The sequence below is a fragment of the Methylobacterium sp. Leaf113 genome (genome assembly GCF_001423325.1).
Lineage (GTDB): Bacteria > Pseudomonadota > Alphaproteobacteria > Rhizobiales > Beijerinckiaceae > Methylobacterium.
The window spans coordinates 20,953-41,614 of the sequence record NZ_LMNJ01000009.1 but is presented as its reverse complement, the minus strand read 5'-3'; the positions used below and the strand labels follow the sequence as shown (position 1 = coordinate 41,614).

Sequence of the window (20,662 nt, the reverse complement as noted above, 5' to 3'; positions counted from 1 at the left end):
CAGGATTACGGTTTGGACAGGTTCGCGGTCGCGGCAGGAAGGGCCGTGAGGCCGGCGCGCCAGCGCAGGTCGAGGAGCAAGCCCGCCGGATACGTGTCGAGGATTGGCGTGATCGGGAGGCCGGCCGCATTCAGCAGCCGTGCGGCCCAATGATTGCAGACATTCGCGTAGGAAAAGCGTCCCGTCCCCTCGTAGAACAGGCTTGGGCCGTAGAGGCCTGGTCCGCCGGCGATCGGCTGTCCCTCCACGAGGCCGAATCCTGCCTCTAACCGGGTGAGAAGGCGCGCGAGGCCGGCGCGCGAGACCCGCACGGGCATGATATCGGAACCGGGAAAGCTCTCGCGCACCGGACGCTCCAGACCGACCACCTGGATGACGCCTGCGCGACCCCCCGGCGTGAAGAGGGCCTCAAGGGCGAGGCGAGCATCGAATTGCGCCAGGGTCGGCGTCGCCCGGTAGAAACGGGCTTCGCCCCAGCCGAATTCGATCTGCGGATAGGCGCGAAACCGGGTGGCGATGCTGGCAAGCGCCGGCCCCCCGCCGGGCCCGATCAAGGCCGCGCGGGGCAGGATCAGGCCGGAGTGCCAGCCATGCGAGACGAGGCTGATGGTCTCGCCGTCCTCTGCACGAGCGGGATAAAGGTCGGGATCGCCCGGGTGCGCCGTCATCAGCGCCGCCAGGACCAGCACGCCGATGGTGATCGCCACGACGGCCATCATGGCTGCGAAGAGGCGACCGGTCCGGTACAAGGCGGTACGGCGCGTGCACATCGGATTTCGGACGATCAGTCGGGCTGCCAGACCTGACCGTGATAATCGAACAGATCGGGTTGGCTCGCCAGGGCGGCGAGGCCGGTCAGGGCCGGATCGTGCACGGCGATGACGCTGGTGGGGATTACCTGCATCTGTGCGATGAAGGGCGGCTTGCGCTCGAAGCCTTCGCGAAATGCTCCGCGCTGCAGCACGTCGATGATCCGGGGCGCGATCCCGCCGCCGATATAGACGCCACCGGTCGCCAGGAAGGTCAGGGCGAGATCGCCGCAGACCCTGCCGAGAAGCTTCGCGAAAAGGTTCAGGGACGCTGCCGCATCCGGATCGGTGCCCGAGAGTCCGGCTTCGGTCACGGATGCCGGATCGCGCCGAGGGCCGTCTGTGCCGGTGCGCAGACGGTGCAGCCCCCCATGGAGCCGCGTCAGGCCGGGGCCGGAGAGCAGAGTCTCCACGGTCACGCGACCCTCGACGCGCTCCAGGTGCGGCCACAGCGCGTGCTCGGCGGCATTGCTCGGTCCGAAATCCGTGTGTCCCGCTTCGGTGGAGACGATGACGAGCCGCTTGCCGACCGGCAGCAGCGCCGCCGCGCCGAAGCCGGTGCCAGGACCGAGCACCAGCCGGGCACCCTGATCGCCCTCCCGGCCTTCCTCGCGATGAGGACCGATCGGCGTGAGCTCGGAGGGGCTGATCCCCGCCGCGCCTGCCGCGACCGGCACGTAGTCGTTGACGACGACGGAGCGCGAGAGGCCGAAATCCCGACCGATCCGGGCACCCTCGATCACCCAATGGGCGTTGGTGAGCTGCACCGCCGGTCCATCGACCCGGGCCGCCACCGCGAGGATTGCCGAGCGCGGGGCGGGACCGTCACCCTGGGCCAGCGAAGCCCGGATGGCGGCGCTGGGATCGGGATGGCCGGCCGTCGCCTCGTGGGAGAGCAGGATGGGCTTCGCGCCCGCCTCCGGCACCACAGCGAAGCGCGCGTTGGTGCCGCCGATATCACCGACGAGAACGGGGAACTCGAACATGCGCGCCTCTTCCATCGGGTGCCCGGGACCGGGCTGGGCGGGAAATTGGGGGCCGGAAATGCGGTTCTAGGCTGGCGGCAAGGCGTCGGGATCGATGGGGGCGCCATCGGCCCATCCATAGATCAGGCGCCGGACATCTTCAGGATCGATCAGGCGACGCGATGCGATGGTTTCGGCGCCCCCGATGCGGATGCTAATGCCACCGAGCTCATTGACCACCGCGAAGGCCTTCTCGTCGGTGAGATCGTCTCCAAGAAAGATCGCCCGGCGGCCCGCATAGGGCGGGTTCCCGGCGAGCGCCCGGATGGCGTGCCCCTTGGTGGCGGAGGCGGGCACGATCTCGCCGACCGCTTTGCCAAGCTGGAGGCGGTAGGCGCTCCCGAGATGGGCCGCAGCGGCCTTGACCGCGTCTTCGGCCGCGGCGGCATCGGTTGGCGTGGCGAGGCGCCAATGGACTGCCACGGAAGCGCCCTTGTCCTCGATCAGCACATGCTCCAGCGCCGCCACGGCCGCATGCAGGGCCGGAACCTGGGCGCGCAACTCGGGATGGTCCTCCGCTCGCCCGCCCGAGACCACGCCGTCCACCCGGCTCTCGACGCCGTGCAGGCCGGCGACGTCGAACCGCGCCGGTACGAGGAAGCCGTCGATCACCGCAATCGGCCGCCCGGTGACGATGGCGAGCGCGCCGCCGAGCCGGGTGCGCAGGCGCTCCAGGGCCGGGGCGAGTGCCGGATCAACCCGCACCTGATCGGGCTTGGGGGCGATCTCCACCAGAGTGCCGTCGAAGTCGAGGTACACGGCGAACGCGGTCGGCTCGGTCACGCGGGATGTCCCTTCGTCTGATCCGGGCCTGCGCTACCATGCCCTGCGCCGGGGGAAAACGGGCGGCCGCACCGCCCTGCCCTATCTGTCAGGGCTTCCGATCCACCGAGGCAAGGTTCCGACCCATGTGGCCCACCCCGATCCCGCCCGGCCCGAACCAGGAGAGCGTGTGGGACTATCCGCGGCCACCACGGCTGGAGGCCGTCGACGCGCGCCTGCGGGTTGCCTTGGCCGGTCAGACCATCGCCGAGACCCGGGCCGGGTATCGCGTGCTGGAGACGAGCCATCCACCAACCTATTACTTTCCGCCTGGTGATGTGGTGGCCGGCGTGCTCGGACCCGCCCGCCGCGCGGGGATCTGCGAGTGGAAGGGCCACGCCGTTCTGTACGACGTGGTGGCGGGCTTGGCCCGTGCCGAGGGCGCTGCCTGGGCCTACCCCGCTCCGACACCTGGGTTTTCCGCGATCGCCGGCTACATCGCCTTCTATGCCGGACCGATGGATGGATGCTTCGTCGGCGATGCGCAGGTGACACCGCAGCCGGGCGGTTTCTACGGCGGCTGGATCAGCCCGGGCATCATCGGCCCCTTCAAGGGCGGTCCCGGAAGCATGGGCTGGTGATTGGCCGAGGCCTTGCGCAGGACCGCTCCCGCGCTATGCCGGGACAGGGTGATCACGGAATGGAGCGTGCGGATGCAGGGTGAGATCGGATGCGAGCCACGGGCTCTGGGCTTCTGTCCGGATCGCCTGGAGCGCATCGACGGCTGGATGCAGCGCCTGGTCGGCGATAGCAAGGTCGCTGGTCTGTCCGTGATGCTGGCGCGTGGCGGACAGACCGCGTTCTTTCGCGCCCATGGCCGCGCCGACATCGCCCGCGACGCAGCCTTCAAGCCTGACACCATCGCGCGCATCTACTCGATGACCAAGCCGCTGACCTCGGTGGCGGTGATGATGCTCTACGAGGAGGGGCGCTTTCAACTCGACGATCCCGTCACCCGCTTCCTGCCCGAATTCACAGACATGCGGATTCTCACCGGCGGCAACCGAGCGAAGTTCGACAGCGAGCCGGCCCAACGCCCGATCACCATCCGCGACCTGCTCACCCACACCTCCGGCCTGACCTATGGTTTCATGGAGGCGACCCTCGTCGATGCGCTATACCGTCAGAACGGCGTCGATTTCGGAGAGGCCCAGGAGGCGAGCCTGGCCGACGTGGTCGGACGGCTCGCGCGGCAGCCGCTGCTCGCCCAGCCCGGCGCCGAATGGAACTACTCGGTGGCCACCGACGTCCTCGGGCATCTCGTGGCGGTGGTCTCGGGCCAGGATTTCGCGGACTTCCTGCGCGAACGGGTGATCCGGCCGCTGGGCATGGTCGATACCGACTTCTTCGTGCCCGCCGACAAGCTGCCGCGCCTCGCGGCCAATTACAGCCTGTTCCGGGATCGCACCCTGAAGCTCTACGACGACGCGGTGGGGAGCCGCTTCGCGACACCCCCGGCCTGCCCCTCCGGGGGCGGCGGCCTCGTTTCGACGGCGTCCGACTACATGCGCTTCTGCCGCTTCCTTCTCGGGCGTGGCGAACTCGATGGCGCCCGCCTCCTCGGGCGCAAGACCGTCGACCTCATGCTCATGAACCATCTCGACGGGGACCTGGCCGCCATGGGCCAGCCGCGCTTCTCCGAGACGGCCTACACGGGCATCGGCTTCGGCCTCGGCTTCTCGGTCATGCTCGATCCGGCTCGCGCTCAGATCGTCGGTACACCGGGCGAGGTGGCCTGGGGCGGGCTCGCCAGCACCGCCTTCTGGGTCGATCCAGCCGAGGATCTCGCCGTGGTATTGCTGACCCAGCTCACTCCCTCGTCGGCGCTGCCGCTCCGGCGCGAATTGCGGGTGCTGACCTACGCGGCCCTGGTGGATTGAGTCCTCGGGGGCGAACGCGAAACGCCGCCCCGGGTCGGGAGCGGCGTTTTCTGGGTTCAGTCGGTCGTCGACAGGATGGGCCGTCTATTCCGCGGCCGGGGCGGCCGCCGGCGCCGCACCCGCCTTCGGGGCAGCCTTCGGCGCCGGCTTGGCGGTTCCGGCGCCGCCGGCAGGAGCGCCGGACGCGGCGGCCGGGGCCTTGGGAGCCCACTCGGCATCGGAGCGCGGCCCGCCGGGGCCGTTGGTCGGGCCGGTAAGCTGTCCCGGCAGCACATCGTTGACCCGGTTCCAGGTCTGGGACCCGCAGAGGAAGCCGAGGAGGCAGCCGCGCACCGACAGTTCGGTCGGCTGGTCCGACCACATCGTCACGTCGTAGAACTTGCCCTCGTCGGCATTGTAGATCTTGCCGCCGTAATGGCCGTCGGGCTGCGGCTTCAGCCCCATGATGAGCTGCAGGCCGAGGGAGGGCCGGGCCTGCTTCTTCGGGTCGGGATTCTTGAAGTCGATGCGGGGTTGGCCCTGATCGTTCAGGGGCACCTTCAGCCAGACCACATAGCCGCACAGGTTGGTGTTCTGCGGGCCGCACTTCTCGGTGCGAATCCGGGCGCGTCCATCCTCTGTGAGCCAGGTTCCACTGGCATCGTTCGGGGCAGCGGCCAGAGCAAGGCCCGGCAGAAGAGCGGCCGCGAGGCCGGCCAGGGGCACCAGCCGGCGTGCGGCGCCCGCGATGGTCGAACGATTCATCATGCTTCCAACAACCCTCATGCGCTCGCCCCGCGGCGACCCGCCCCTATCCGAAGGACGGTCAGCGCCCGTCACCTGATGCCTCGCCATCCGCTGCGAAGGTGACGGGATCATGGCCGGTATGGGTGAGTCCCGAAGATTTGGCGCACCGACAGGCTCGACGAACAAGCTTCGGGCAGACCTCCCAGGTCGTATGCGGACGGACGATCGGCCGGACCGGCCTGTCCTGACTTCGCGAAGACCTGTTGCGAAGCCTTATCCCGAAGATGTGGGGTCGATCGCGAAAACGCCGGGCGGTACCCAATTCGACGAGGGTCTTCGCGGCGGTGAGGTGATCGCATCGGTTCTCGCCGACTGCGACCGGCCACGGCCCCGGGCCGTCCGGCACGTGGTCGTCGAAGACGCGGCAGGTCTCGCAGGCCGCTCTCGGGAGGACGATCCGACCTGCGACGCGGTCGTTTCGGGCCGGGGGGGCACCGGCCGAACGCGGCATCGAACGATCCGGGGCGCTCCGCGTTTATGGCCGTGCTTCACCCCGAATGGCGGACCCGTTGATGCGTGATGAATCGGCGGGGCTGCGGCGGCGCCTGGAGGCGGCGGACATCCGTCTCGGTGTGTCGCTCGCCCGTGCGAAGGACACCCGCGGGGTGCGGGGCCTGGCAGCGGCCAGCGAGGCGGGGGGCTGGAAATGGCTGCTCGCTCTCTCGGCCGGGACCCTCGCCGTGGGGGTGCTGCGGCGGGACCGGCGTCTGGCGGAGGCCGGGCGGCACATGCTCGTCTCCGGGGTCATGGCGGCGATGACGAAGACGACCGTGAAGCGGATCGTCCACCGCACCCGGCCCAACGTGCTGATGGACGAAGGCCTCTACGAGACCGGCTGGTTCGGGCCGAATGTCGGGCCGTGGCAGTCGTTTCCGTCGGGGCATTCGGCTCTGAGCGTGGCGGTGGCGAGTGCCGCCGGGCGGGCCTATCCGGAGATCCGCGGGGTGGCCACGGCGGCGGCCCTGGGCGTCGTCGGGGTCCAGGTTCTGCGCGGCGCGCACTTCCCGTCCGACGTGGCGGCGGGGGCGCTGATCGGTCTCTCGGCCGAGGCCGCCGAGCACCGGATCGCCCTCGGGCGGGATGTCATCGCCGGCGTGGTATTCTGAAAGGTCGCGTCGCGGTCACGCGGCATCGGGCAGCAGGAACGGGGCGACGCAGCCTCCGGTTGACGCGGTATTCCAACGGAGACTCCGCGTGACCACCAATCCCTTGACGCAGTACCCCCGGCCCCCGTTCGAGGGCCAGCCGCAGAGCTTTCCCGGCAAGACCGGCAGGATGGCCCCCGAGCCGGATCACGGCGAGGCGAGCTACCGGGGCTCGGGCAAGCTGACGGGCCAGGCCGCCCTGATCACCGGTGGCGACAGCGGCATCGGCCGGGCCGTGGCCATCGCCTTCGCCCGCGAAGGGGCCGACGTGGCGATCGCCTACCTGCCGGAGGAGCAGGCGGATGCCGAGGCCGTGGCCGGCTGGATCGAGAAGGCCGGGCGCCGCGCCCTCCTGCTGCCGGGCGACCTCAAGGACCCGGCCCACGGCCGCGACCTGGTGGAGCGGACCGTCGCCGCCTTCGGCCGCCTCGACGTCCTGGTGAACAACGGCGCCTTCCAGCAGCCGAACCAGGGGCTCGACGCCATCGAGGACACGGTCTTCGAGGACCATTTCCGCACCAACGTGTTCGGACCGTTCTACCTGACCAAGGCCGCCCTGCCCCACCTGAAGCCCGGCGCCTCGGTGATCTTCACCTCCTCGGTGAACTCCAAGCACCCGATGCCCTCGCTGATGGCCTACAGCGCCACCAAGGGCGCCCTGAGCAACATGGTGCTGAGCCTGTCGCAGCTCCTGGCCGAGAAGGGCATCCGGGTGAACGGCGTGCTGCCGGGACCGATCTGGACGCCGTTCATTCCCTCGGGGATGAGCGAGGATTCGGTCAAGTCCTTCGGCAGCCAGGTCCCGTTCGGGCGTCCGGGCCAGCCGGCCGAACTCGCCTCCGCCTACGTGATGCTGGCCTCGCCGGAGAGCAGCTACACCTCTGGCGCCCTCGTCACCGTGGCCGGAGCCATGCCGGTCCTCTGACCCGACCCGACAAACCGAAGCGCCTATCCCAGAAACCGAAGCGCCGGGACCGAACGGTTCCGGCCCTTCGTGCGTTCCTGTCGCCTCGAACAGGGGGGACGGCACGATGCGGACCTGGAGGGCCATGGACCGGGCGCCGCAGGACGGGCGCTGGATTATCGCGATCCACCGGGACGACCCGGACCGGCGGGCGGTGATCCGCTGGGACCCGGAGAACGCGGTCGATCCCCGGCCCTGGCACGTCGCTTCCTGCCAGCACAGCTACCCGGCCGACGCCTTCACGGATTGGATGGAGTTTCCCGACCGTCCGCCCGGACCGGCGCGTCCGCCCGAATCCGAGATCCACCGGTACGGCAGCGGAGGCGACCACCATGACGCGTGACCCCACCCCGGCACAGAACACCCCTCCGGCCGAGGAGACGGGCGGGCCCCTCACCCTCCAGGTCGAGCCCTGCCCCGAGGATGCCGGCCGCTATCGCTGGACCCTGCGGGCGGGCCTGCACCCCGTGCGGACGGCGCCCTACGCGCTGCCCGATGCCGAGGCCGCCTGGGTCCAGGGCCGGGCGGCTTTGGCCGAAGCCGCCGCCCTGCAGCGGGACACGACGCCGGCCGCGCCGCACTGAGGGGCCGACCGTCCGGCGCGCCGGGCGCCCGGGTTCGCACGGCGCCGGCGGGGTCGGGCACGATCCCGCGCCGTGGGATGCAGGATCGTCGATTGCAGGATTCGTGGGTTGCGGCGATCCGGGCGGGGGCGTGAGTCGCCCCGGAGCGCCCTTTCCGTCCGGGGAGGAACCCGCGCGGCGGGGGCGGCAGGCGGTCAGGGGCGGGACTCGTCCGGGCGCCAGCCCGGCAGGCCGGCCCAGGCCGTGTCGATGATGCGGTCCCGGCGCGCGGCGCGGTCGCCGGCGGCATCGGCCACCTGCCGCAGGGCGGCCTCCATCGCCTCGCGCCCGCCGGCGGCGGACGCCTCCTCGCCCTTGCGCCGGATCGCGGCCTGGAAGGCCTTGACGGCGGGGCCGGCGGTCGGCCCGCTCTCCACGGCCGCCACCAGGCTCAGCAGGGCCTCGGCGATCGGCACGATCGCTTCCTGCCAGGGCGGTGCGGAGGGCGCGGCCGGTCCCGGGGGAGCCGCATGGGACAGCACGGTCGTCCGTGGGCGGATCATGGCGTCGGGCTCCTGCGTGCGAACGGGGGGATGCGGGCGTGCCGGACGGACGGCGGCGGCACGCCGCAATCGGCGTCACCGAACCCGTCACGGCCCGCCGGCCTTCGACGGAAACCGCGCAACCCCGAACCGATTGTGCCACGAACACCCGCCTCGCTTCCACTGTCGCCGTGTCGCCGAGGTCCTGCGACACCGAGGTCCTGCGACACCGAGGTCCTGCGACACCGAGGTCCTGCGGCACGGAGATTCTGTGGGCTCGAAATTTTAGGGACCTATATACGTGCTTGACCCGCTGTTCTGATGGCGACATCCTGTGCTCTAACAGGAGACGCGGACATGGCAGTGAAAGCCCTACCCTCCGGCTGGGTAGTTGAAATCAAAGATCGCAGGCGGCTGAGATCGGGTGGTAAGTCAATAACTGATCTATTCATCGAGTATGCGAAGCCTGACCGCGTCTGGCTACATTACACGGGAGAAGACGGCGTTCAAATTGGTGAGATATACGTGCCGGCAGACCCAGACACGCTCGACGATCTGGCCAAAGGCATCAAAGCTGTAGCCAAGGCTATTCGCGAGGACTGGCTGAAAAGGTCTGGCACCACGGACTCGGCCTATAAGGCGCCAGCATTAGGTGGCGACCTGAACTACGAGAGCGAGTAGTCCAGACCCAAACAGGCACGAAAAAGCCCGGCCTAGCGCCGGGCTTTTTGCGTTTCACCGGAGAGCTAGTGACGATCCGTATCATGCGGAAGCGGAGGGCCCTGGAACAGCTTGTCTTGTGATGTCATGCCGGGGAATGAGGGACCTAACGGCTCCTCCATTTTAGGCTGTTCGTGTTCTGTGTTCGCTTGGGACTCCATGTCTGGTGCCCCCCACTTTCCACCGATCTTGACGGCACGATCTCCTGCATGACGCAGCATAATGATGTTAATGTAGCTTGGCTTGTCGGTGCTCGCGATTGTGTACCCTTTGGCCTCAACCACCTCTACGAGTTCCTCCCGTTCTAAGGGATGGCCTGCGCTAAGGATGGCCTCAACTGCCGCGTCTGCAACAAGCACCGGCGGCGTTCCCCTGCCGCCGTAGGCACGCTTTCTGGCGGCGTGTGAAAACTTCTTGAGCCGGTTCCGCGTGATATTCTGGCCCGCGCTCGCTGAAGCATCGGCTTGTTGTTCGCCCTCAATCCCAGCGCTCTCCGCAGCCCCGTCCCCTTGAAAACGCGCGTACAGTTTCAAGAACGTATCAACCTCAGCCAACTCGCTCGCTAGATCCTGTTTGCGTTTCAACGCATTCGCATAAGCGCGATCCATGGCAGACCTCCGTCCTGTCCGGCGGAGACGCTACCACAAATTTCTGGAGGTCGAACACAAAAAACAAACAGACGTGTTGTTCGTGTTGCGTCGGCTCACGACTCATGCGACAAGGCTTGGGTTGTCCATAACGAACGAAAGGCCCGAGTCAGGCTGAACCCCTGAAACGGACCTTTCGGGACTGCGCCCGGACGGTGGGTTGGCCCCCCGCCGTCCGGTTCTCTAGGCGTGAAGGTGCCTAACAAGCGAAGTTCTTATAGCACCTGCGCGCTGCCCTTTCAACGGCCATCGGAGAATGCCGATGAATAAGCGCAATCGTTGCTGCCACATTGTTCGTGAGTACCGCCGCATCCGTTACGGACGGATTGAGACTGTCCGCCGCCATCCTCGCTGCTGCGGTCAGCATATCTAACAGCCTTCGTTAGGTTCGCCTTTTCGAACCGTAGAAGGATTTTGGCGGCTCATCCGTCCTGGCCGTCGAGGGGCATCGCCCCCCGGCGGCTTTTTTTGTTTTGAGCGCTCAACGCCCTCTTCTATCTCACGCGGCTTCGTCGCGATGAACCGTTCGAGCGCCTCTCCAAAATCCATATCAAGGCCGAATGGCGGCTCCGTTTTGCGGTCGTCGCCGGTCATGAGATCAGTGCCTTGTAGCGCAGACGCCCCTCCATCCCCGCAAAGATATCGTTCATTCTGTCCGTAGCGCTTAGGGCGCGACGGTTGAAGCGCCACGTCATCTCGTTGGCGTAACGGCTTAGGTGCTTGGGCGACACCCAATGGTGTACGTCGATGATCTGACGCTTCAGGATCGCCCAAACAGACTCGATGGAGTTCGTGTGCAGAACGTAGTGCCGGACGTACTCGCCGGCACCGTGGTTCACGGTGTGATGTTGGTAGTCACGTCCTAGACCACGATACGAACCCGCCTCGTCGGTCATGAGTTTCGAGCCGGCGGCGACGTTCTCGCGAATAATGGCCTGAACGGTCTTGGCCTTGAGGTCGTTTACGACAACGGTACGAAGTTCGCCGTCACGTTCGATCATGCCAAGCACGATGGCCTTGCCGGCGCCGCCTTGTGTGCCGCCCTTGCGGTCCTTGGCGTGTTTGTTCTTCTATTTGCCGCCAACAAACGTCTCGTCCGCCTCAACGGTGCCATGCAAAGGCGCATTGAACGACTTCGTGCGGGCGGCGTGACGGAGACGGTGCAGGACGAACCAAGCGGACTTCTGCGTGATCTTGAGATCCTTGGCGAGCGTCGTGCTGGCGATGCCCTTAGGGTGGTTCGTGATGAGCCAGATGGCCATGAACCATTTCCTGAGCGGGAGTTTGGTGTCCTTAAAGATCGTCCCGACCTTAATGGAGAACCGCTTGCGGCAGTCGCGGCACTTGAATGTCTTGCGGTCGGAGAACGAGTAGATACGACCCCCGTTGCAGTGGGGGCAGAACTCGCCGTCACGCCATCGGATCGAGCGGAAATGGTCAACGCAGGTTTGCTCGTCGGGGAACGCCGCCATCAGGTGAAAAAGGCTGTCGAACGAAGCGAACACGGGCTGTCTCCCTCAGTCAGGAGACGTTACTCGGCTGAGCAACTTGGGTCAATCACGTATATAAGTCCCAATTTTATGGCCCCGAAATCCTGCGGCACCGGGATTCTGCGCAGCTGTCGTCCAGAACCGGAGCGCCCGCGCGCCGCCCGCCCCGGCGCAGGGCGATACCGCCGCTACCGGGTCGAGAAGCGGTCGTCTCCGGATGCCGAGCGGCCGGGCGCCGCGTGGTCCGCCGTCCGCTGGCGCCACGGACTCCCTTCGGGCGGCGGGGTGCCGGGCTTGTCGCTGCCGACGGAGCGCGGCGGCAGGGTGATGCCGTGTTCCGCCCGGCCCTACCCCACCCGCGCGGTGCGGCGCAGGCGGCGCCAGCCCAGGATCACGCCCGAGACGGCGATGCCGGCGCCGAGGCCGTTGAGGAGCCACATCACGAGGTCCCAGGCCGGGCGCGCCTGGAACAGGATCGCGAAATCGAGGCGGTGCGGCGCCTCGAACAGCCAGCGCTGGAGGCGGCCGCTGGCGTCGAGGCGGTCGAGGAGCGCGCCGGTCTCCGGGTCGAGGTGGAGCCAGGTCGCGGCGGCATCGTCGAAGCGCACCCGCAGCACCGGCAGGGGCCGGGTGTCGTGGTGGGGATACCAGTAGGCGTCGTAGGCGGTCAGCGTCTCGATCTCGGCGATGCGGGCCTCCGGCAGGACGCGGGCGGCGGCCGCCCGCAGGGCCTCCGGGCTCGGCGGCGGAACCACGCGCCGCCCACCCCGCGCGTCGGCGGCGATCAGCACGGGCCGACCGTCGACCTGGGTGAACCGGACCTCGACGGTGTGGAGTCGGGCCCTATCGTCGCGGTCAAGGTCGTCGAGAGCAAGGCCGTCGAGGGCGGCGCGGTCGACGGGATGGACAGGCCCGGCATAGGCCTCGCGCATCGGTGCCGGCGGGGAGCGGGGCGAGAACCAGTGGTTGGGGTTCATCGAGAGCCAGCCGCTCGCCACGAAGGTGAGGAGGCTCAGGCCCCCGAGGGTGCCGAGGAGGTGGTGCCAGCGCGCGAGGCCGCGATAGGGCGTCACCCCCGAGGCGTAGGGCCGGCGCAGCCGGAGGCGCCAGATCCCCAGGACGAGGCCGCTGAGCACCCCCGCGATGGCGATCCCCGACACCCACAGCACCGTGCCGCGCCACAGCTCGGCCCGGGCCCGCAGGGGCGTCGGGTAGAGCCAGTGCGGGATCGCCCCGAGCCAGTTCCACAGGCGCTCCCGGCGGGTGGTATCGAGCACGACCGCGCCGGTGCGGGCCGAGACGTAGAGCTCGGTGCCGGACGCGTCGCCCGGCGCCACCACGTGGAAGGGGCGCAGAGGGTCGTAGCGGTCCCGCACCGTCCATTGGTCGCGCCGCACCGCCCGCACGGTGGCGCCCGGCCCGAACGACGCCACGGCCGCCGCCGCGTCGATGGGGCCGAGGGTCTGCCCGGTCTCGGCCGAGACCGCGTGGCGCGCGCCGTCGCGGGTGGTGACCTGATAGACCGGCGCCCCGCCCCGCATCGACAGGCTGAGGCCGCCGGGGGGCGGGTCGAGCCCGGCCCGGGCCAGGGCCGCGTCGGGGCCGAGATGCACCCGGTCCCAGGCGATGGGCGTGAGATGGGACAGGCGCTCGGCCTCGGTGAGGGCCGGGAACGCCACGTAGAGCATCACCAGCCCCGACAGCACCCAGGCGGCGAGGAACAGCCCGGTGACGATGCCGAGCCAGCGATGGCCGAGGATCAGCCAGCGCTTGACGGGCTTCAGGAGCGCCCGCGTCGAAGGCGCCCGCATCAGAACCGCACGCTGTAGGCCACCTCGAAGGAGCGCGGGCGGCCGAGCAGCCAGTTGGTGCCGACCCCGTTCACCGCGTTGCCGCTGATCGCGTAGATCTCGTCGAAGAGGTTGTAGGCTCGCAGGGACAGCCGCGAGGACGGCGTGACCTGATGGTCGAGACCGGCATTGACCAGGGTGTAGGCCGGGCGCTGCGCCTGGTTGCCGAAGTCGCTGAAGGTCTCGCCCACGTGCTGCAGGCCGATCCGGGCCTCCCAGGCGGGGGCGAAGGCCCAATTGACCCAGAGATTGCCGACGCGCTCCGGCACGTCGATGGGCTGGCGTCCGGCATAGGAGACCACTGCGCTCCCGACCCTTTGGTTGAAGGCGTCGTACTGGGCGTGAAGCAGGGCCACGTTGGCGTCGATGCGCCAGGCCTCGAACAGGTGCAGGCTCAGGGCCGCCTCGACGCCGAGGGAGGATTGCTGCCCGACCTGGGTCGCGAGCGCCGCCTCGCCCGGCACCCGCGTGATCGGATTGTCCTTGACGATGCGGTAGCCGGCCAGGGTCCACTCGGCCCGGCCGTTCCAGGCGACGCCCTTGGCGCCGACCTCCACCTGCTCGCCGGTGGAGAGCTTCAAACCGGACAGATTCTGCGACAGCGAGATCAGGCTGCCGACCGGATCGGTGGCGGTGGCGTATTGGGCGTAGAGCGCCAGCAGGGGGGTCGGGTTGTAGACGGCGCCGAAGCGGTAGCTGAGCGCCTGGAAATCCTGCTCGAAGGCGGCGCCCGTGACGAGGTTGGTCCGGTGCAGCACCGGCGCGTCGTAGCGCATGCCGGCCAGCAGCGAGAGCTGATCGGACAGGATCAGGCGGTTCTCGGCGAAGACCGAGGCCTGGCGCGTGTTGGTGGCGTAGGCCGGAGTGGCGCGGCCATTGGCCGGGAACAGACCCGGGTCATAGGCGAAGGGATCGACGCTGGTGGTGAGGCCGCCGCCCTCGGAGCTGAAGTTGTTGGTGTGCCGGAACGCGATGGCGTTGACGTCGAACCCGGCCAGGAATTCGTTGCGGAATCCGAACACTGTGCCCCGGATCGTCGCGTCGAGGCGATTCCCGATCTGCTCCTGGCTGTGGTAGATTTCGAGATAGTCCGAGCGGTCGATCCGCCCGGTGTCGCGGTTGAAGGCGTATTGCTCGACGTCCCGCCACTGGCGCCGGCTCTGGAGCCGGTAGGCGGTGTTGCGGATCGTGATGTCGGCGCTCGGCGTCCACTCCGCTCGCAGCTGCGTCCAGTTGTCGGTCCAGAGGATCTGGGCGTCGCTGACGTTGTAGTTGTTGAACCGGATGGCGTCGCGGATGCGCCCGTCGATGAGCGGCGTGCCCCAGTAGCGGGCCGGCTCCTGGTAGCCGAAATCATGGCTCAGGGTGATGGCGAGGTCCGGATTCGCCTGCAGGGTCAGGGCGCCCGAGACCGCGAGATTGCGGAAGTCGCCGTCCGGCGCGATCCAGCCTGCGGCGCGGTTGCCGCTGATGTTGAGGCGGTAGGCGAGCGCCTCCCCGATGGGACCGCCGGAATCGAGGGCCAAGCGCGCCAAACCGTCCGAGCCGACGGCCGCGCGCGCCACGTTGAGGGGCGTGAAGACCGGCTTCTTGGTCACGACGTTGATCACGCCGCCGATGGCGCCGTCGCCGTAGAGCACGGAGGCCGGCCCACGCAGCACCTCGATGCGCTCGACGTTCCAGGTGTCGAACGGGAAGGTGACGGTGCCCGCCCCGACGAACAGGCGGGTGCCGTCGTAGAGCTGCTGGATCGAGTTCGGGCCGGCGAAGCCCCGGGCCGTGAAGGCGCCGTTGCCGTTGCCGGGGGCCGCCACCGTGGTGATGCCGGTGGCGTTCTGGGTGACGGCCTCCGCCACCGTGTTCTGGCCGCGCAGGCGCGTGGTCTCCCCCGCGATCACGTCGACGCTGGCGGGGGTTTCCAGGGGCGTCAGGCCGAGGCGGCTGGCGCTGCGGCTCGAGCTGCGCAGGTTCAGCCCCTCGGCGGGCGGCGGGCCGCCGCGCCCGGAGCCCGCGACCTCCAGGGTCTCCAGGGTGACGGCCGAGTGGGATTCGCCGGGCGCGGCGTCGGCCGGCATCGGCAGCAGGCCGCCGAGCAGGGCCGCGAGCGGCCAGGATGTGAGGGGCCGGAATATCGGAGGCCGGGATATCGGGGGCAAGGATATCAGGGGCAAGACGTGGCCCTGCCGAGCGCGTCGGGCGCGTGGGGATCGGGACGGGATTTGGGCGAGGGACATGGAACAACCGGGAAGGGGCGCGGGCATCGGCCAGGGCCGACGAGCCACCTCTGCTAAAGCGAATGTTATAATGTTACAATCGCTGAGTGGTGCCGGACGCGACGTTGTCCGCAAGCCAGCCGTCTCCGGACCGCGCGGGGCGATCGGACGAGGCGGACGGGAGCGGGACGCGCGGGCGCAGACGGGCATCGACGGGACGGCTGACGCGACGGGTCGCGCGGAGTGGCACGTCACCGCGACGAGGTCGGTCCGTTCGCCGCATGCGAACGCCCCGACACCCACCAGGACACCCCGCCCGATGCGTTTCGCGTGTGACCACGACTGACGGCAGGTCTCCTGGCTCGCGGGTCACCGCCCTCTCATCGTCTTCCCAGAGGCTTGCAACCCCCAGTGACGTGTTGATGATGGGCTCGCCGCTTACAGTTGCGGGGGCAGCCGCGGCGTTGGGGCAGAGCCCCGCACCGCGTTCCCTTTTGATCCTCGATCCGAGGAACCGTCGCGCCGAAGCTAGGCGGTTTCCGGCGCCGGCGTCAATCGACGGGGACGATTCGCCCCCGGGAGCGTTGGCCCCGCGGCGGGGGTCGCACCTGCGATCGCCGGTCACGAAGGAGCAGAAGCACGATGTCCGAGGATGGGATCACGTTCGAACGGGTCCGCGAGCGCGCCCACGAGATCTGGGAGCGCAACCACCGTCCCGAAGGCTTCGAGGTCGAGTTCTGGCTGATGGCCGAGCGGGAACTCCGCGCCGAGCAGGCCCGCCGCAAGCCGGCCGCCGACCGGACCGCCTCGGAGACGCCGCCGGGGGCCGACACGACCACCCGGTGAGGCCGGCATGGCTCGCCTTCGGGCGAGGTTAGGCCGACGAGGCCCGCGGTGAGGCGCGTGCCGCCTGCCGAGACGGAAAACCGTCAGGATCGGACGTCGAGCACGCCCATCATGCCGAGTTCCTCGTGCTCGAGAATGTGGCAATGGTACATGCGCGGCCCCGGCTGGTCCTGGCGCAGCAGGAGCCGGACCGTCTCGCCGGGCACGACGTTCACGGTGTCCTTCCAGGCGCGATAGCCCGGGGTCCTGACCTGTCCGTCCTTCTCGTAGGCGACGATCTGGAACTGGGTTCCGTGGACATGGAACGGGTGATCCATGTCCGACTGGTTGACGATGTCCCATTGTTCGACCTGACCGACCTTCGAGACCTCGTCGATGCGGGTCATGTCGAAGCTCTTGTTGTTGATCAGGAACTTCATGTCGTGGCTGCCGGGCGGCTTGGCGGCGGCACCGCCTTTCGCGGTTCCGCCGTGATCCATGCCCGGCATGGCACCGTGATCCATGGAGCCCATGTCCTCCGTCAGCACGAAGCGGCGGGTGACGACCGGGGCCTGGAGCGGGGCGATCGCCCGCAGCATCTTCGGCAGCGGCGGTGGCGGCGTCGCCGGTCGTCCCGCCACGTTCGCGGTCAGCAGGACCTTACCCGCCTCCTTTGGCTCCCCCGGTCCCATCCAGCCGCGCTCGTAGGCGAGCGTGGTCAGTTTGGCCGGGCCGGGCTGATCGAAGGAGACGATGAGTTCCACCCGCTCGGCCGGGGTGAGCAGCACCTCGTCGACGGCGACCGGCGCCTCGACAAGGCCGCCATCGGTGCCGATCAGGGTCATGCGGGCGCCCGCGAAGCGCAGGCGCAGGTAGCGCGCGTTGGTCGCGTTGACGAGCCGGAGGCGGCGCTTCTCGCCCGGCGCCACCGTCATCACCGGATTGCTCTGGCCGTTGACGAGCACGTGGTCGCCGACGCGACCGTTCATCAGGTCGACCATCGTGCTGGGCGGCATCGTCCCGTCCGCCGCGATCCGGAGATCGGTCAGCATCAGGACCGTGTCGCCATAGGCGGCCGGAATCGGATCGGATTTCGGCTTGACCAGGAAGAGCCCGGCGAGGCCGCGATAGACCTGTTCGGCGGTGAGGCCGTGCGGATGCGGATGAAACCAGTAGGTCGCCGCACTGCCCTCGGGCAGGTCGAAGGCGTAGCCGTGTTCGGCCCCGGACGCGACGGGGTTCATCGGGTTGCCGTCCTGGTCGGACGGCACCGGCATCCCATGCCAGTGGATCGTGGAGGGTTGCCCTGGAATGCCGTTCTGGAACGTGATCGCGACCCGGTCGCCCTCCTGCGCCTCGATCACCGGATGGCCGCCGTCATAGAGCAGCACCGGCGTGTCGAGGCCCTCCGCGTAGCGAACCACGCCGGGGCGCGCCGCGATCGTGGCCTCGAATCGACCGGGTCGGGTGGACCGGTTGCGGAGCCGGGGCAGCTCCTTCAACGGCTGCCCCTGCGGCAGGACCGGCGCGGTGCCGGCCATCGGTGCCATCGGGCCGCCCGGCCCGGCCCCGGCTCCCATGGTCCCCATGTCCCCCATGGTCCCCATGTCGTGCTTCATCTGAGCCCATGCCGGTCCGGTTCCGAGGACCCCCGCAAGACCTGCCAGGAATGTGCGCCGCTGCATGTCGGTGGTCTTTCGATAAAGCGGTCGCCCATGACGGCTGGAATTCAATCCAGCGGCCGTTCGTTGCGCGAACGAACCGGGTCTCGATCGCGGACGTAGCGGACCGATCGGCGCTGCCCTGGTAACGGGGCCGTCGTTTCGACGGCGATGCCTTCAGATGGGCCTCTGACCGAATCTTTTAGCCTCATCCTCCCGGCTATTGATAGAGCAGAGCCCATGACATTCGCGGCGTGATGAGATCTTTAAGGATAAAAATCGTCTGCCGATCCGTCATACTGAATTCCACCTATTTCTCGGTGTCAGGAAATGGTGTAACCAGCCCCTATGAGATTCGAGCAGCAATTCGTGCGCCTGATGGCGGCGGTGATCGTGATGATCATCGCCTACGTCGCGCCGTCCGCTGCTCGGGCTCACGAGGGCCATCACCCTGCGGATACGGCCGCCCTGACGACGGCGGAGGCGCCCAGCGCGCCGGCGGGCGCGTCCGCAACGCCCGACATCGCCACGGCGGTGACCGTCGGTTCGGGAATGCCCGCCGTGCTCGGCGACCAAGCCTTTCTCAGCAAACAAGCCCTGCTTGGTGAGAAAGCCCTCCTCAGTGAAGAGGTCTTGCTCGGCGCTGCGGCCGTGGTCCGTGTGGCGGTGCTGATCTCCGACGACACGGGGCGGGGCTGCTGCTCCGGTCCGTGCACGGGCACCCGCTGCGGAACCCCGATCTGCTGCGCGTCGGGCATCCTGTCGGCCACGGCCACCTTGCCGACGCTCGCCTACGGACGGGTGGTCCGCGTCTCCCGGCAGGTCGATCGCCGCCGCGGTCTCGGACCCGAGACGCTCTCCAGGCCCCCCAGACTCCGCGCGTAACGAACGGCGCCCCCGAGGCGCTCGACGGTCGGATCGTGCCCGCCAAAGGCGGGGGCACGCCCGGGATTTGAACGCGAGGAAGCTTCTCCCATGGTTTTTCGAATTGCCGCCGCCCTGGGCGCGGTGTGGCTGCTGGTCGGTACGCTGGCGGGTCCCGCGCAGGCTCATGAGGGGCACGACGACGGGGCCACGCCCGCGCTGGTGCTGACGTCCGTCGCCCCGCGCGGCGAGGCCGTCTCGGATGCCTTCGAGTTGACCGCCATCCTGCGGGATGCCTCGGTGACGTTCTACCTCGACCACTTCCGGACGAACCAGCCCGTCCGGGACGCGGTCCTGACGGTGGAGACGCCGGACGGCCAGCAGACGGCCGAGAAGACGGCGGACGGGGCCTACGCTCTGCCCGTGCCGTGGCTCGCCAAGTCGGGCCTGCACTACTTGCTGGTGACCGTCAGCGCGGGGGACGTGGTCGACATCCTCACCGTGCCGCTGTCCATGCCGAAGGCGGGGGCGTCTTCGGCGACCGCGCCGGCCACCGGCGGGCCGATGTCCGAGGGGATGGCCTCTCCGGTCGCCGAACTGAAGGCGCGCCTCGGCGCACAGAACCCGATGCTGATCGCAGCGGGCGCCTTCCTCCTCGGGGTGCTGGTCACCGGACTGACGCGGGTCCGGCGCAGCCTGAGGCTGGGGGCCGTGCTGGCCGCGGCCCTGGCCGTCATCTTGGCCCTGGGCACGCTCGCCTTCGCCCATGGCGACGAGGATCACGGCGCGCCGGTGACGGGGGCCGCCCTGCCGGGTCCCGGAAAAGCCGCGACGGACCTCGCCCAGCGCCTGCCCGACGGCTCCGTGTTCGTACCCAAGCCGACCCAGCGCCTCCTCGACCTGCGCACCACTCTGACGAAGCAGGGCACCTTCCACCGCACCGTCGAATTGCCGGCCCGCGTCATTCCGGACCCGAACGCCAGCGGCGTCGTGCAATCCTCTGTGGGCGGCCGCCTGTCGCCGCCGCCCTCCGGGCTCTTCCCGCGGCTCGGCACGATCGTGAAGAAGGGGGACGTGCTCGCCTACGTGACGCCCCCGGTCCAGGCCATCGACGTCTCGGACATGCGCCAGCGCCAGGGCGAGCTCGACCAGCAGATCGACGTCCTCGCGCGGCGGGTGGATCGCTACCGCAAGCTCGCGACCACCGGGGCCGTCGCCCAGACCCAGCTCGACGACGCCCTCTCCGAACTGCAGGGAGCGCGGGACCGCCGCCTGGCCCTCGACAAGGTGCGCCATCAACCGGAGGCCCTGGTCGCGCCCGTCGACGGGGTGATCGCGCAGGCCTCCGCGGTGGCGGGCCAGATGGCGGCGGCCGGCGCCATGGTGTTCCAGATCGTGGACCCCGACCGCCTGTGGGTCGAGGCGCTCAGCTTCGACGCCCTGACCACGGCCCAGAACGCCACGGCCCGCTTCGCCGACGGGCGCACCCTGTCCCTGGTCTACAAGGGCGCGGGCCTCGCCGACCGAAACCAGGCCCTTCCGGTCCAGTTCGCCGTGCAGGGCAGCACCAGCGGGCTGCGGGTCGGGCAGTTCCTCACCGTGCTGGCGGGCACCGATACCGAACAGTCCGGCCTCGCCCTTCCGCGCGCCGCCGTCATCCGCTCCGGGAACGGGCAGGCGATCGTCTACGAGCACGTCGCCGCCGAGCGTTTCGAGGCCCGTCCGGTCCGGGTCGAGCCCCTCGACGGGACCAACGTGCTCGTCGCCGAAGGGGTCGGCGCGGGCAGGCGCATCGTCACCGAAGGTGCCGAACTCCTCGATCAGGTCCGCTGAGCAAGTCCGCTGAGGAGGCAAGG

The 20,662-nt window shown here is 69.0% G+C and carries 21 protein-coding genes, 1 pseudogene and 1 riboswitch; of the genes and pseudogenes, 10 read left to right on the top strand and 12 right to left on the bottom strand.

Annotation, left to right across the window (positions count from 1 at the left end):
- Positions 1-5 precede the first annotated feature (5 nt).
- The 3 genes from ASF60_RS07980 to otsB all read right to left on the bottom strand — a co-directional run bounded on the left by ASF60_RS07980 (position 6) and on the right by otsB (position 2,617).
- Complete coding sequence (locus ASF60_RS07980; RefSeq protein WP_200940936.1) at positions 6-719, bottom strand: DUF2459 domain-containing protein; 714 nt, start codon at positions 717-719, stop codon at positions 6-8.
- 65 nt (positions 720-784) lie between these two features.
- The gene (locus ASF60_RS07975; protein WP_056183101.1) at positions 785-1,795 is read right to left on the bottom strand and encodes a glucokinase; all 1,011 of its coding nucleotides are present in this window, start codon (positions 1,793-1,795) and stop codon (positions 785-787) included.
- A gap of 66 nt (positions 1,796-1,861) precedes the next feature.
- The gene (gene otsB, locus ASF60_RS07970) at positions 1,862-2,617 is read right to left on the bottom strand and encodes a trehalose-phosphatase (protein WP_056183098.1); all 756 of its coding nucleotides are present in this window, start codon (positions 2,615-2,617) and stop codon (positions 1,862-1,864) included.
- 125 nt (positions 2,618-2,742) lie between these two features.
- Between otsB and ASF60_RS07965 the strand changes: the two genes are divergently transcribed.
- Both ASF60_RS07965 and ASF60_RS07960 read left to right on the top strand, forming a co-directional pair.
- Entirely contained in the window at positions 2,743-3,237 is a 495-nt protein-coding gene (locus tag ASF60_RS07965) for a DUF427 domain-containing protein (RefSeq protein ID WP_056183094.1), read from the top strand.
- A 72-nt stretch (positions 3,238-3,309) separates the two neighbouring features.
- Complete coding sequence (locus tag ASF60_RS07960; protein ID WP_056183090.1) at positions 3,310-4,536, top strand: serine hydrolase domain-containing protein; 1,227 nt, start codon at positions 3,310-3,312, stop codon at positions 4,534-4,536.
- Between the two features lie 84 nt (positions 4,537-4,620).
- On the opposite strand, the gene ASF60_RS07955 is transcribed toward ASF60_RS07960, so the two are convergent.
- Positions 4,621-5,283 (bottom strand): DUF2147 domain-containing protein, encoded by a 663-nt coding sequence (locus ASF60_RS07955; RefSeq protein ID WP_056183086.1) that lies wholly within the window; start codon positions 5,281-5,283, stop codon positions 4,621-4,623.
- Positions 5,284-5,834: 551 nt separating this feature from the next.
- Here ASF60_RS07955 and ASF60_RS07950 point away from each other — a divergent pair.
- The 4 genes from ASF60_RS07950 to ASF60_RS07935 all read left to right on the top strand — a co-directional run bounded on the left by ASF60_RS07950 (position 5,835) and on the right by ASF60_RS07935 (position 8,015).
- Positions 5,835-6,428: a phosphatase PAP2 family protein gene (locus tag ASF60_RS07950; protein WP_244478367.1), complete on the top strand. Its 594-nt coding sequence runs from the start codon at positions 5,835-5,837 to the stop codon at positions 6,426-6,428.
- A gap of 88 nt (positions 6,429-6,516) precedes the next feature.
- Positions 6,517-7,392 (top strand): SDR family oxidoreductase, encoded by an 876-nt coding sequence (locus tag ASF60_RS07945; RefSeq protein ID WP_056183079.1) that lies wholly within the window; start codon positions 6,517-6,519, stop codon positions 7,390-7,392.
- 106 nt (positions 7,393-7,498) lie between these two features.
- Positions 7,499-7,774, top strand: coding sequence for a hypothetical protein (locus tag ASF60_RS07940; protein WP_244477045.1), 276 nt, complete (start codon positions 7,499-7,501; stop codon positions 7,772-7,774).
- Positions 7,764-8,015, top strand: coding sequence for a hypothetical protein (locus ASF60_RS07935; protein WP_056183076.1), 252 nt, complete (start codon positions 7,764-7,766; stop codon positions 8,013-8,015). The genes ASF60_RS07940 and ASF60_RS07935 overlap by 11 nt, the downstream gene beginning before the upstream one ends.
- Before the next feature lie 194 nt (positions 8,016-8,209).
- Here the strand turns inward: ASF60_RS07935 and ASF60_RS07930 are convergent, their stop codons facing one another.
- Positions 8,210-8,557, bottom strand: coding sequence for a hypothetical protein (locus ASF60_RS07930; RefSeq protein ID WP_056183073.1), 348 nt, complete (start codon positions 8,555-8,557; stop codon positions 8,210-8,212).
- 336 nt (positions 8,558-8,893) lie between these two features.
- Between ASF60_RS07930 and ASF60_RS24310 the strand changes: the two genes are divergently transcribed.
- The gene (locus tag ASF60_RS24310) at positions 8,894-9,217 is read left to right on the top strand and encodes a hypothetical protein (protein ID WP_156633941.1); all 324 of its coding nucleotides are present in this window, start codon (positions 8,894-8,896) and stop codon (positions 9,215-9,217) included.
- A 65-nt stretch (positions 9,218-9,282) separates the two neighbouring features.
- On the opposite strand, the gene ASF60_RS24305 is transcribed toward ASF60_RS24310, so the two are convergent.
- The 6 genes and pseudogenes from ASF60_RS24305 to ASF60_RS07915 form a co-directional block, all read right to left on the bottom strand.
- The gene (locus tag ASF60_RS24305) at positions 9,283-9,864 is read right to left on the bottom strand and encodes a hypothetical protein (protein WP_156633940.1); all 582 of its coding nucleotides are present in this window, start codon (positions 9,862-9,864) and stop codon (positions 9,283-9,285) included.
- Between the two features lie 408 nt (positions 9,865-10,272).
- On the bottom strand, positions 10,273-10,497 hold the full coding sequence (locus tag ASF60_RS24300) for a hypothetical protein (RefSeq protein WP_156633938.1): 225 nt from the start codon (positions 10,495-10,497) through the stop codon (positions 10,273-10,275).
- A pseudogene (locus tag ASF60_RS25125) lies at positions 10,494-10,955 on the bottom strand (IS1595 family transposase); the annotation flags it as partial. The pseudogene ASF60_RS25125 and the gene ASF60_RS24300, both read right to left, overlap by 4 nt.
- Before the next feature lie 18 nt (positions 10,956-10,973).
- On the bottom strand, positions 10,974-11,408 hold the full coding sequence (locus ASF60_RS25120) for a transposase (RefSeq protein WP_200940929.1): 435 nt from the start codon (positions 11,406-11,408) through the stop codon (positions 10,974-10,976).
- A gap of 332 nt (positions 11,409-11,740) precedes the next feature.
- Entirely contained in the window at positions 11,741-13,204 is a 1,464-nt protein-coding gene (locus ASF60_RS07920; protein WP_056183068.1) for a PepSY domain-containing protein, read from the bottom strand.
- Positions 13,204-15,318 carry a TonB-dependent receptor gene (locus tag ASF60_RS07915; protein WP_056183250.1) on the bottom strand — a complete coding sequence of 705 codons (2,115 nt, stop codon included), beginning with the start codon at positions 15,316-15,318 and terminating at the stop codon, positions 13,204-13,206. Before ASF60_RS07915 ends, ASF60_RS07920 begins: the two co-directional genes overlap by 1 nt.
- 468 nt (positions 15,319-15,786) lie before the next feature.
- Positions 15,787-15,990, bottom strand: a riboswitch (cobalamin riboswitch).
- Positions 15,991-16,098: 108 nt separating this feature from the next.
- Here ASF60_RS07915 and ASF60_RS07910 point away from each other — a divergent pair.
- Positions 16,099-16,302 carry a DUF2934 domain-containing protein gene (locus ASF60_RS07910; protein ID WP_056183064.1) on the top strand — a complete coding sequence of 68 codons (204 nt, stop codon included), beginning with the start codon at positions 16,099-16,101 and terminating at the stop codon, positions 16,300-16,302.
- Between the two features lie 83 nt (positions 16,303-16,385).
- Here the strand turns inward: ASF60_RS07910 and ASF60_RS07905 are convergent, their stop codons facing one another.
- The gene (locus ASF60_RS07905; protein ID WP_056183061.1) at positions 16,386-17,966 is read right to left on the bottom strand and encodes a multicopper oxidase family protein; all 1,581 of its coding nucleotides are present in this window, start codon (positions 17,964-17,966) and stop codon (positions 16,386-16,388) included.
- 354 nt (positions 17,967-18,320) lie between these two features.
- On the opposite strand from ASF60_RS07905, the gene ASF60_RS07900 reads away from it, so the two are divergent.
- Together ASF60_RS07900 and ASF60_RS07895 are read left to right on the top strand one after the other, a co-directional pair.
- Positions 18,321-18,827, top strand: coding sequence for a hypothetical protein (locus tag ASF60_RS07900; RefSeq protein WP_443136744.1), 507 nt, complete (start codon positions 18,321-18,323; stop codon positions 18,825-18,827).
- Between the two features lie 90 nt (positions 18,828-18,917).
- Positions 18,918-20,639 (top strand): efflux RND transporter periplasmic adaptor subunit, encoded by a 1,722-nt coding sequence (locus tag ASF60_RS07895; RefSeq protein WP_056183054.1) that lies wholly within the window; start codon positions 18,918-18,920, stop codon positions 20,637-20,639.
- Positions 20,640-20,662 lie beyond the last annotated feature (23 nt).

Bases quoted from the DNA above. Each gene is read 5' to 3' on its own strand.
- ASF60_RS07935 (WP_056183076.1), top strand. From the start codon at position 7,764: ATGACGCGTGACCCCACCCCGGCACAGAACACCCCTCCGGCCGAGGAG.
- ASF60_RS07905 (WP_056183061.1), bottom strand. From the start codon at position 17,966: ATGCAGCGGCGCACATTCCTGGCAGGTCTTGCGGGGGTCCTCGGAACC.
- ASF60_RS07980 (WP_200940936.1), bottom strand. From the start codon at position 719: ATGATGGCCGTCGTGGCGATCACCATCGGCGTGCTGGTCCTGGCGGCG.
- ASF60_RS07895 (WP_056183054.1), top strand. From the start codon at position 18,918: ATGGTTTTTCGAATTGCCGCCGCCCTGGGCGCGGTGTGGCTGCTGGTC.
- ASF60_RS07900 (WP_443136744.1), top strand. From the start codon at position 18,321: ATGGCGGCGGTGATCGTGATGATCATCGCCTACGTCGCGCCGTCCGCT.
- ASF60_RS24305 (WP_156633940.1), bottom strand. From the start codon at position 9,864: ATGGATCGCGCTTATGCGAATGCGTTGAAACGCAAACAGGATCTAGCG.
- ASF60_RS07965 (WP_056183094.1), top strand. From the start codon at position 2,743: ATGTGGCCCACCCCGATCCCGCCCGGCCCGAACCAGGAGAGCGTGTGG.
- ASF60_RS07910 (WP_056183064.1), top strand. From the start codon at position 16,099: ATGTCCGAGGATGGGATCACGTTCGAACGGGTCCGCGAGCGCGCCCAC.
- ASF60_RS07950 (WP_244478367.1), top strand. From the start codon at position 5,835: ATGCGTGATGAATCGGCGGGGCTGCGGCGGCGCCTGGAGGCGGCGGAC.
- ASF60_RS07975 (WP_056183101.1), bottom strand. From the start codon at position 1,795: ATGTTCGAGTTCCCCGTTCTCGTCGGTGATATCGGCGGCACCAACGCG.
- ASF60_RS07920 (WP_056183068.1), bottom strand. From the start codon at position 13,204: ATGCGGGCGCCTTCGACGCGGGCGCTCCTGAAGCCCGTCAAGCGCTGG.
- ASF60_RS07930 (WP_056183073.1), bottom strand. From the start codon at position 8,557: ATGATCCGCCCACGGACGACCGTGCTGTCCCATGCGGCTCCCCCGGGA.
- ASF60_RS07955 (WP_056183086.1), bottom strand. From the start codon at position 5,283: ATGATGAATCGTTCGACCATCGCGGGCGCCGCACGCCGGCTGGTGCCC.
- ASF60_RS07960 (WP_056183090.1), top strand. From the start codon at position 3,310: ATGCAGGGTGAGATCGGATGCGAGCCACGGGCTCTGGGCTTCTGTCCG.
- ASF60_RS24300 (WP_156633938.1), bottom strand. From the start codon at position 10,497: ATGACCGGCGACGACCGCAAAACGGAGCCGCCATTCGGCCTTGATATG.
- ASF60_RS07915 (WP_056183250.1), bottom strand. From the start codon at position 15,318: ATGCCGGCCGACGCCGCGCCCGGCGAATCCCACTCGGCCGTCACCCTG.
- ASF60_RS07940 (WP_244477045.1), top strand. From the start codon at position 7,499: ATGCGGACCTGGAGGGCCATGGACCGGGCGCCGCAGGACGGGCGCTGG.
- ASF60_RS24310 (WP_156633941.1), top strand. From the start codon at position 8,894: ATGGCAGTGAAAGCCCTACCCTCCGGCTGGGTAGTTGAAATCAAAGAT.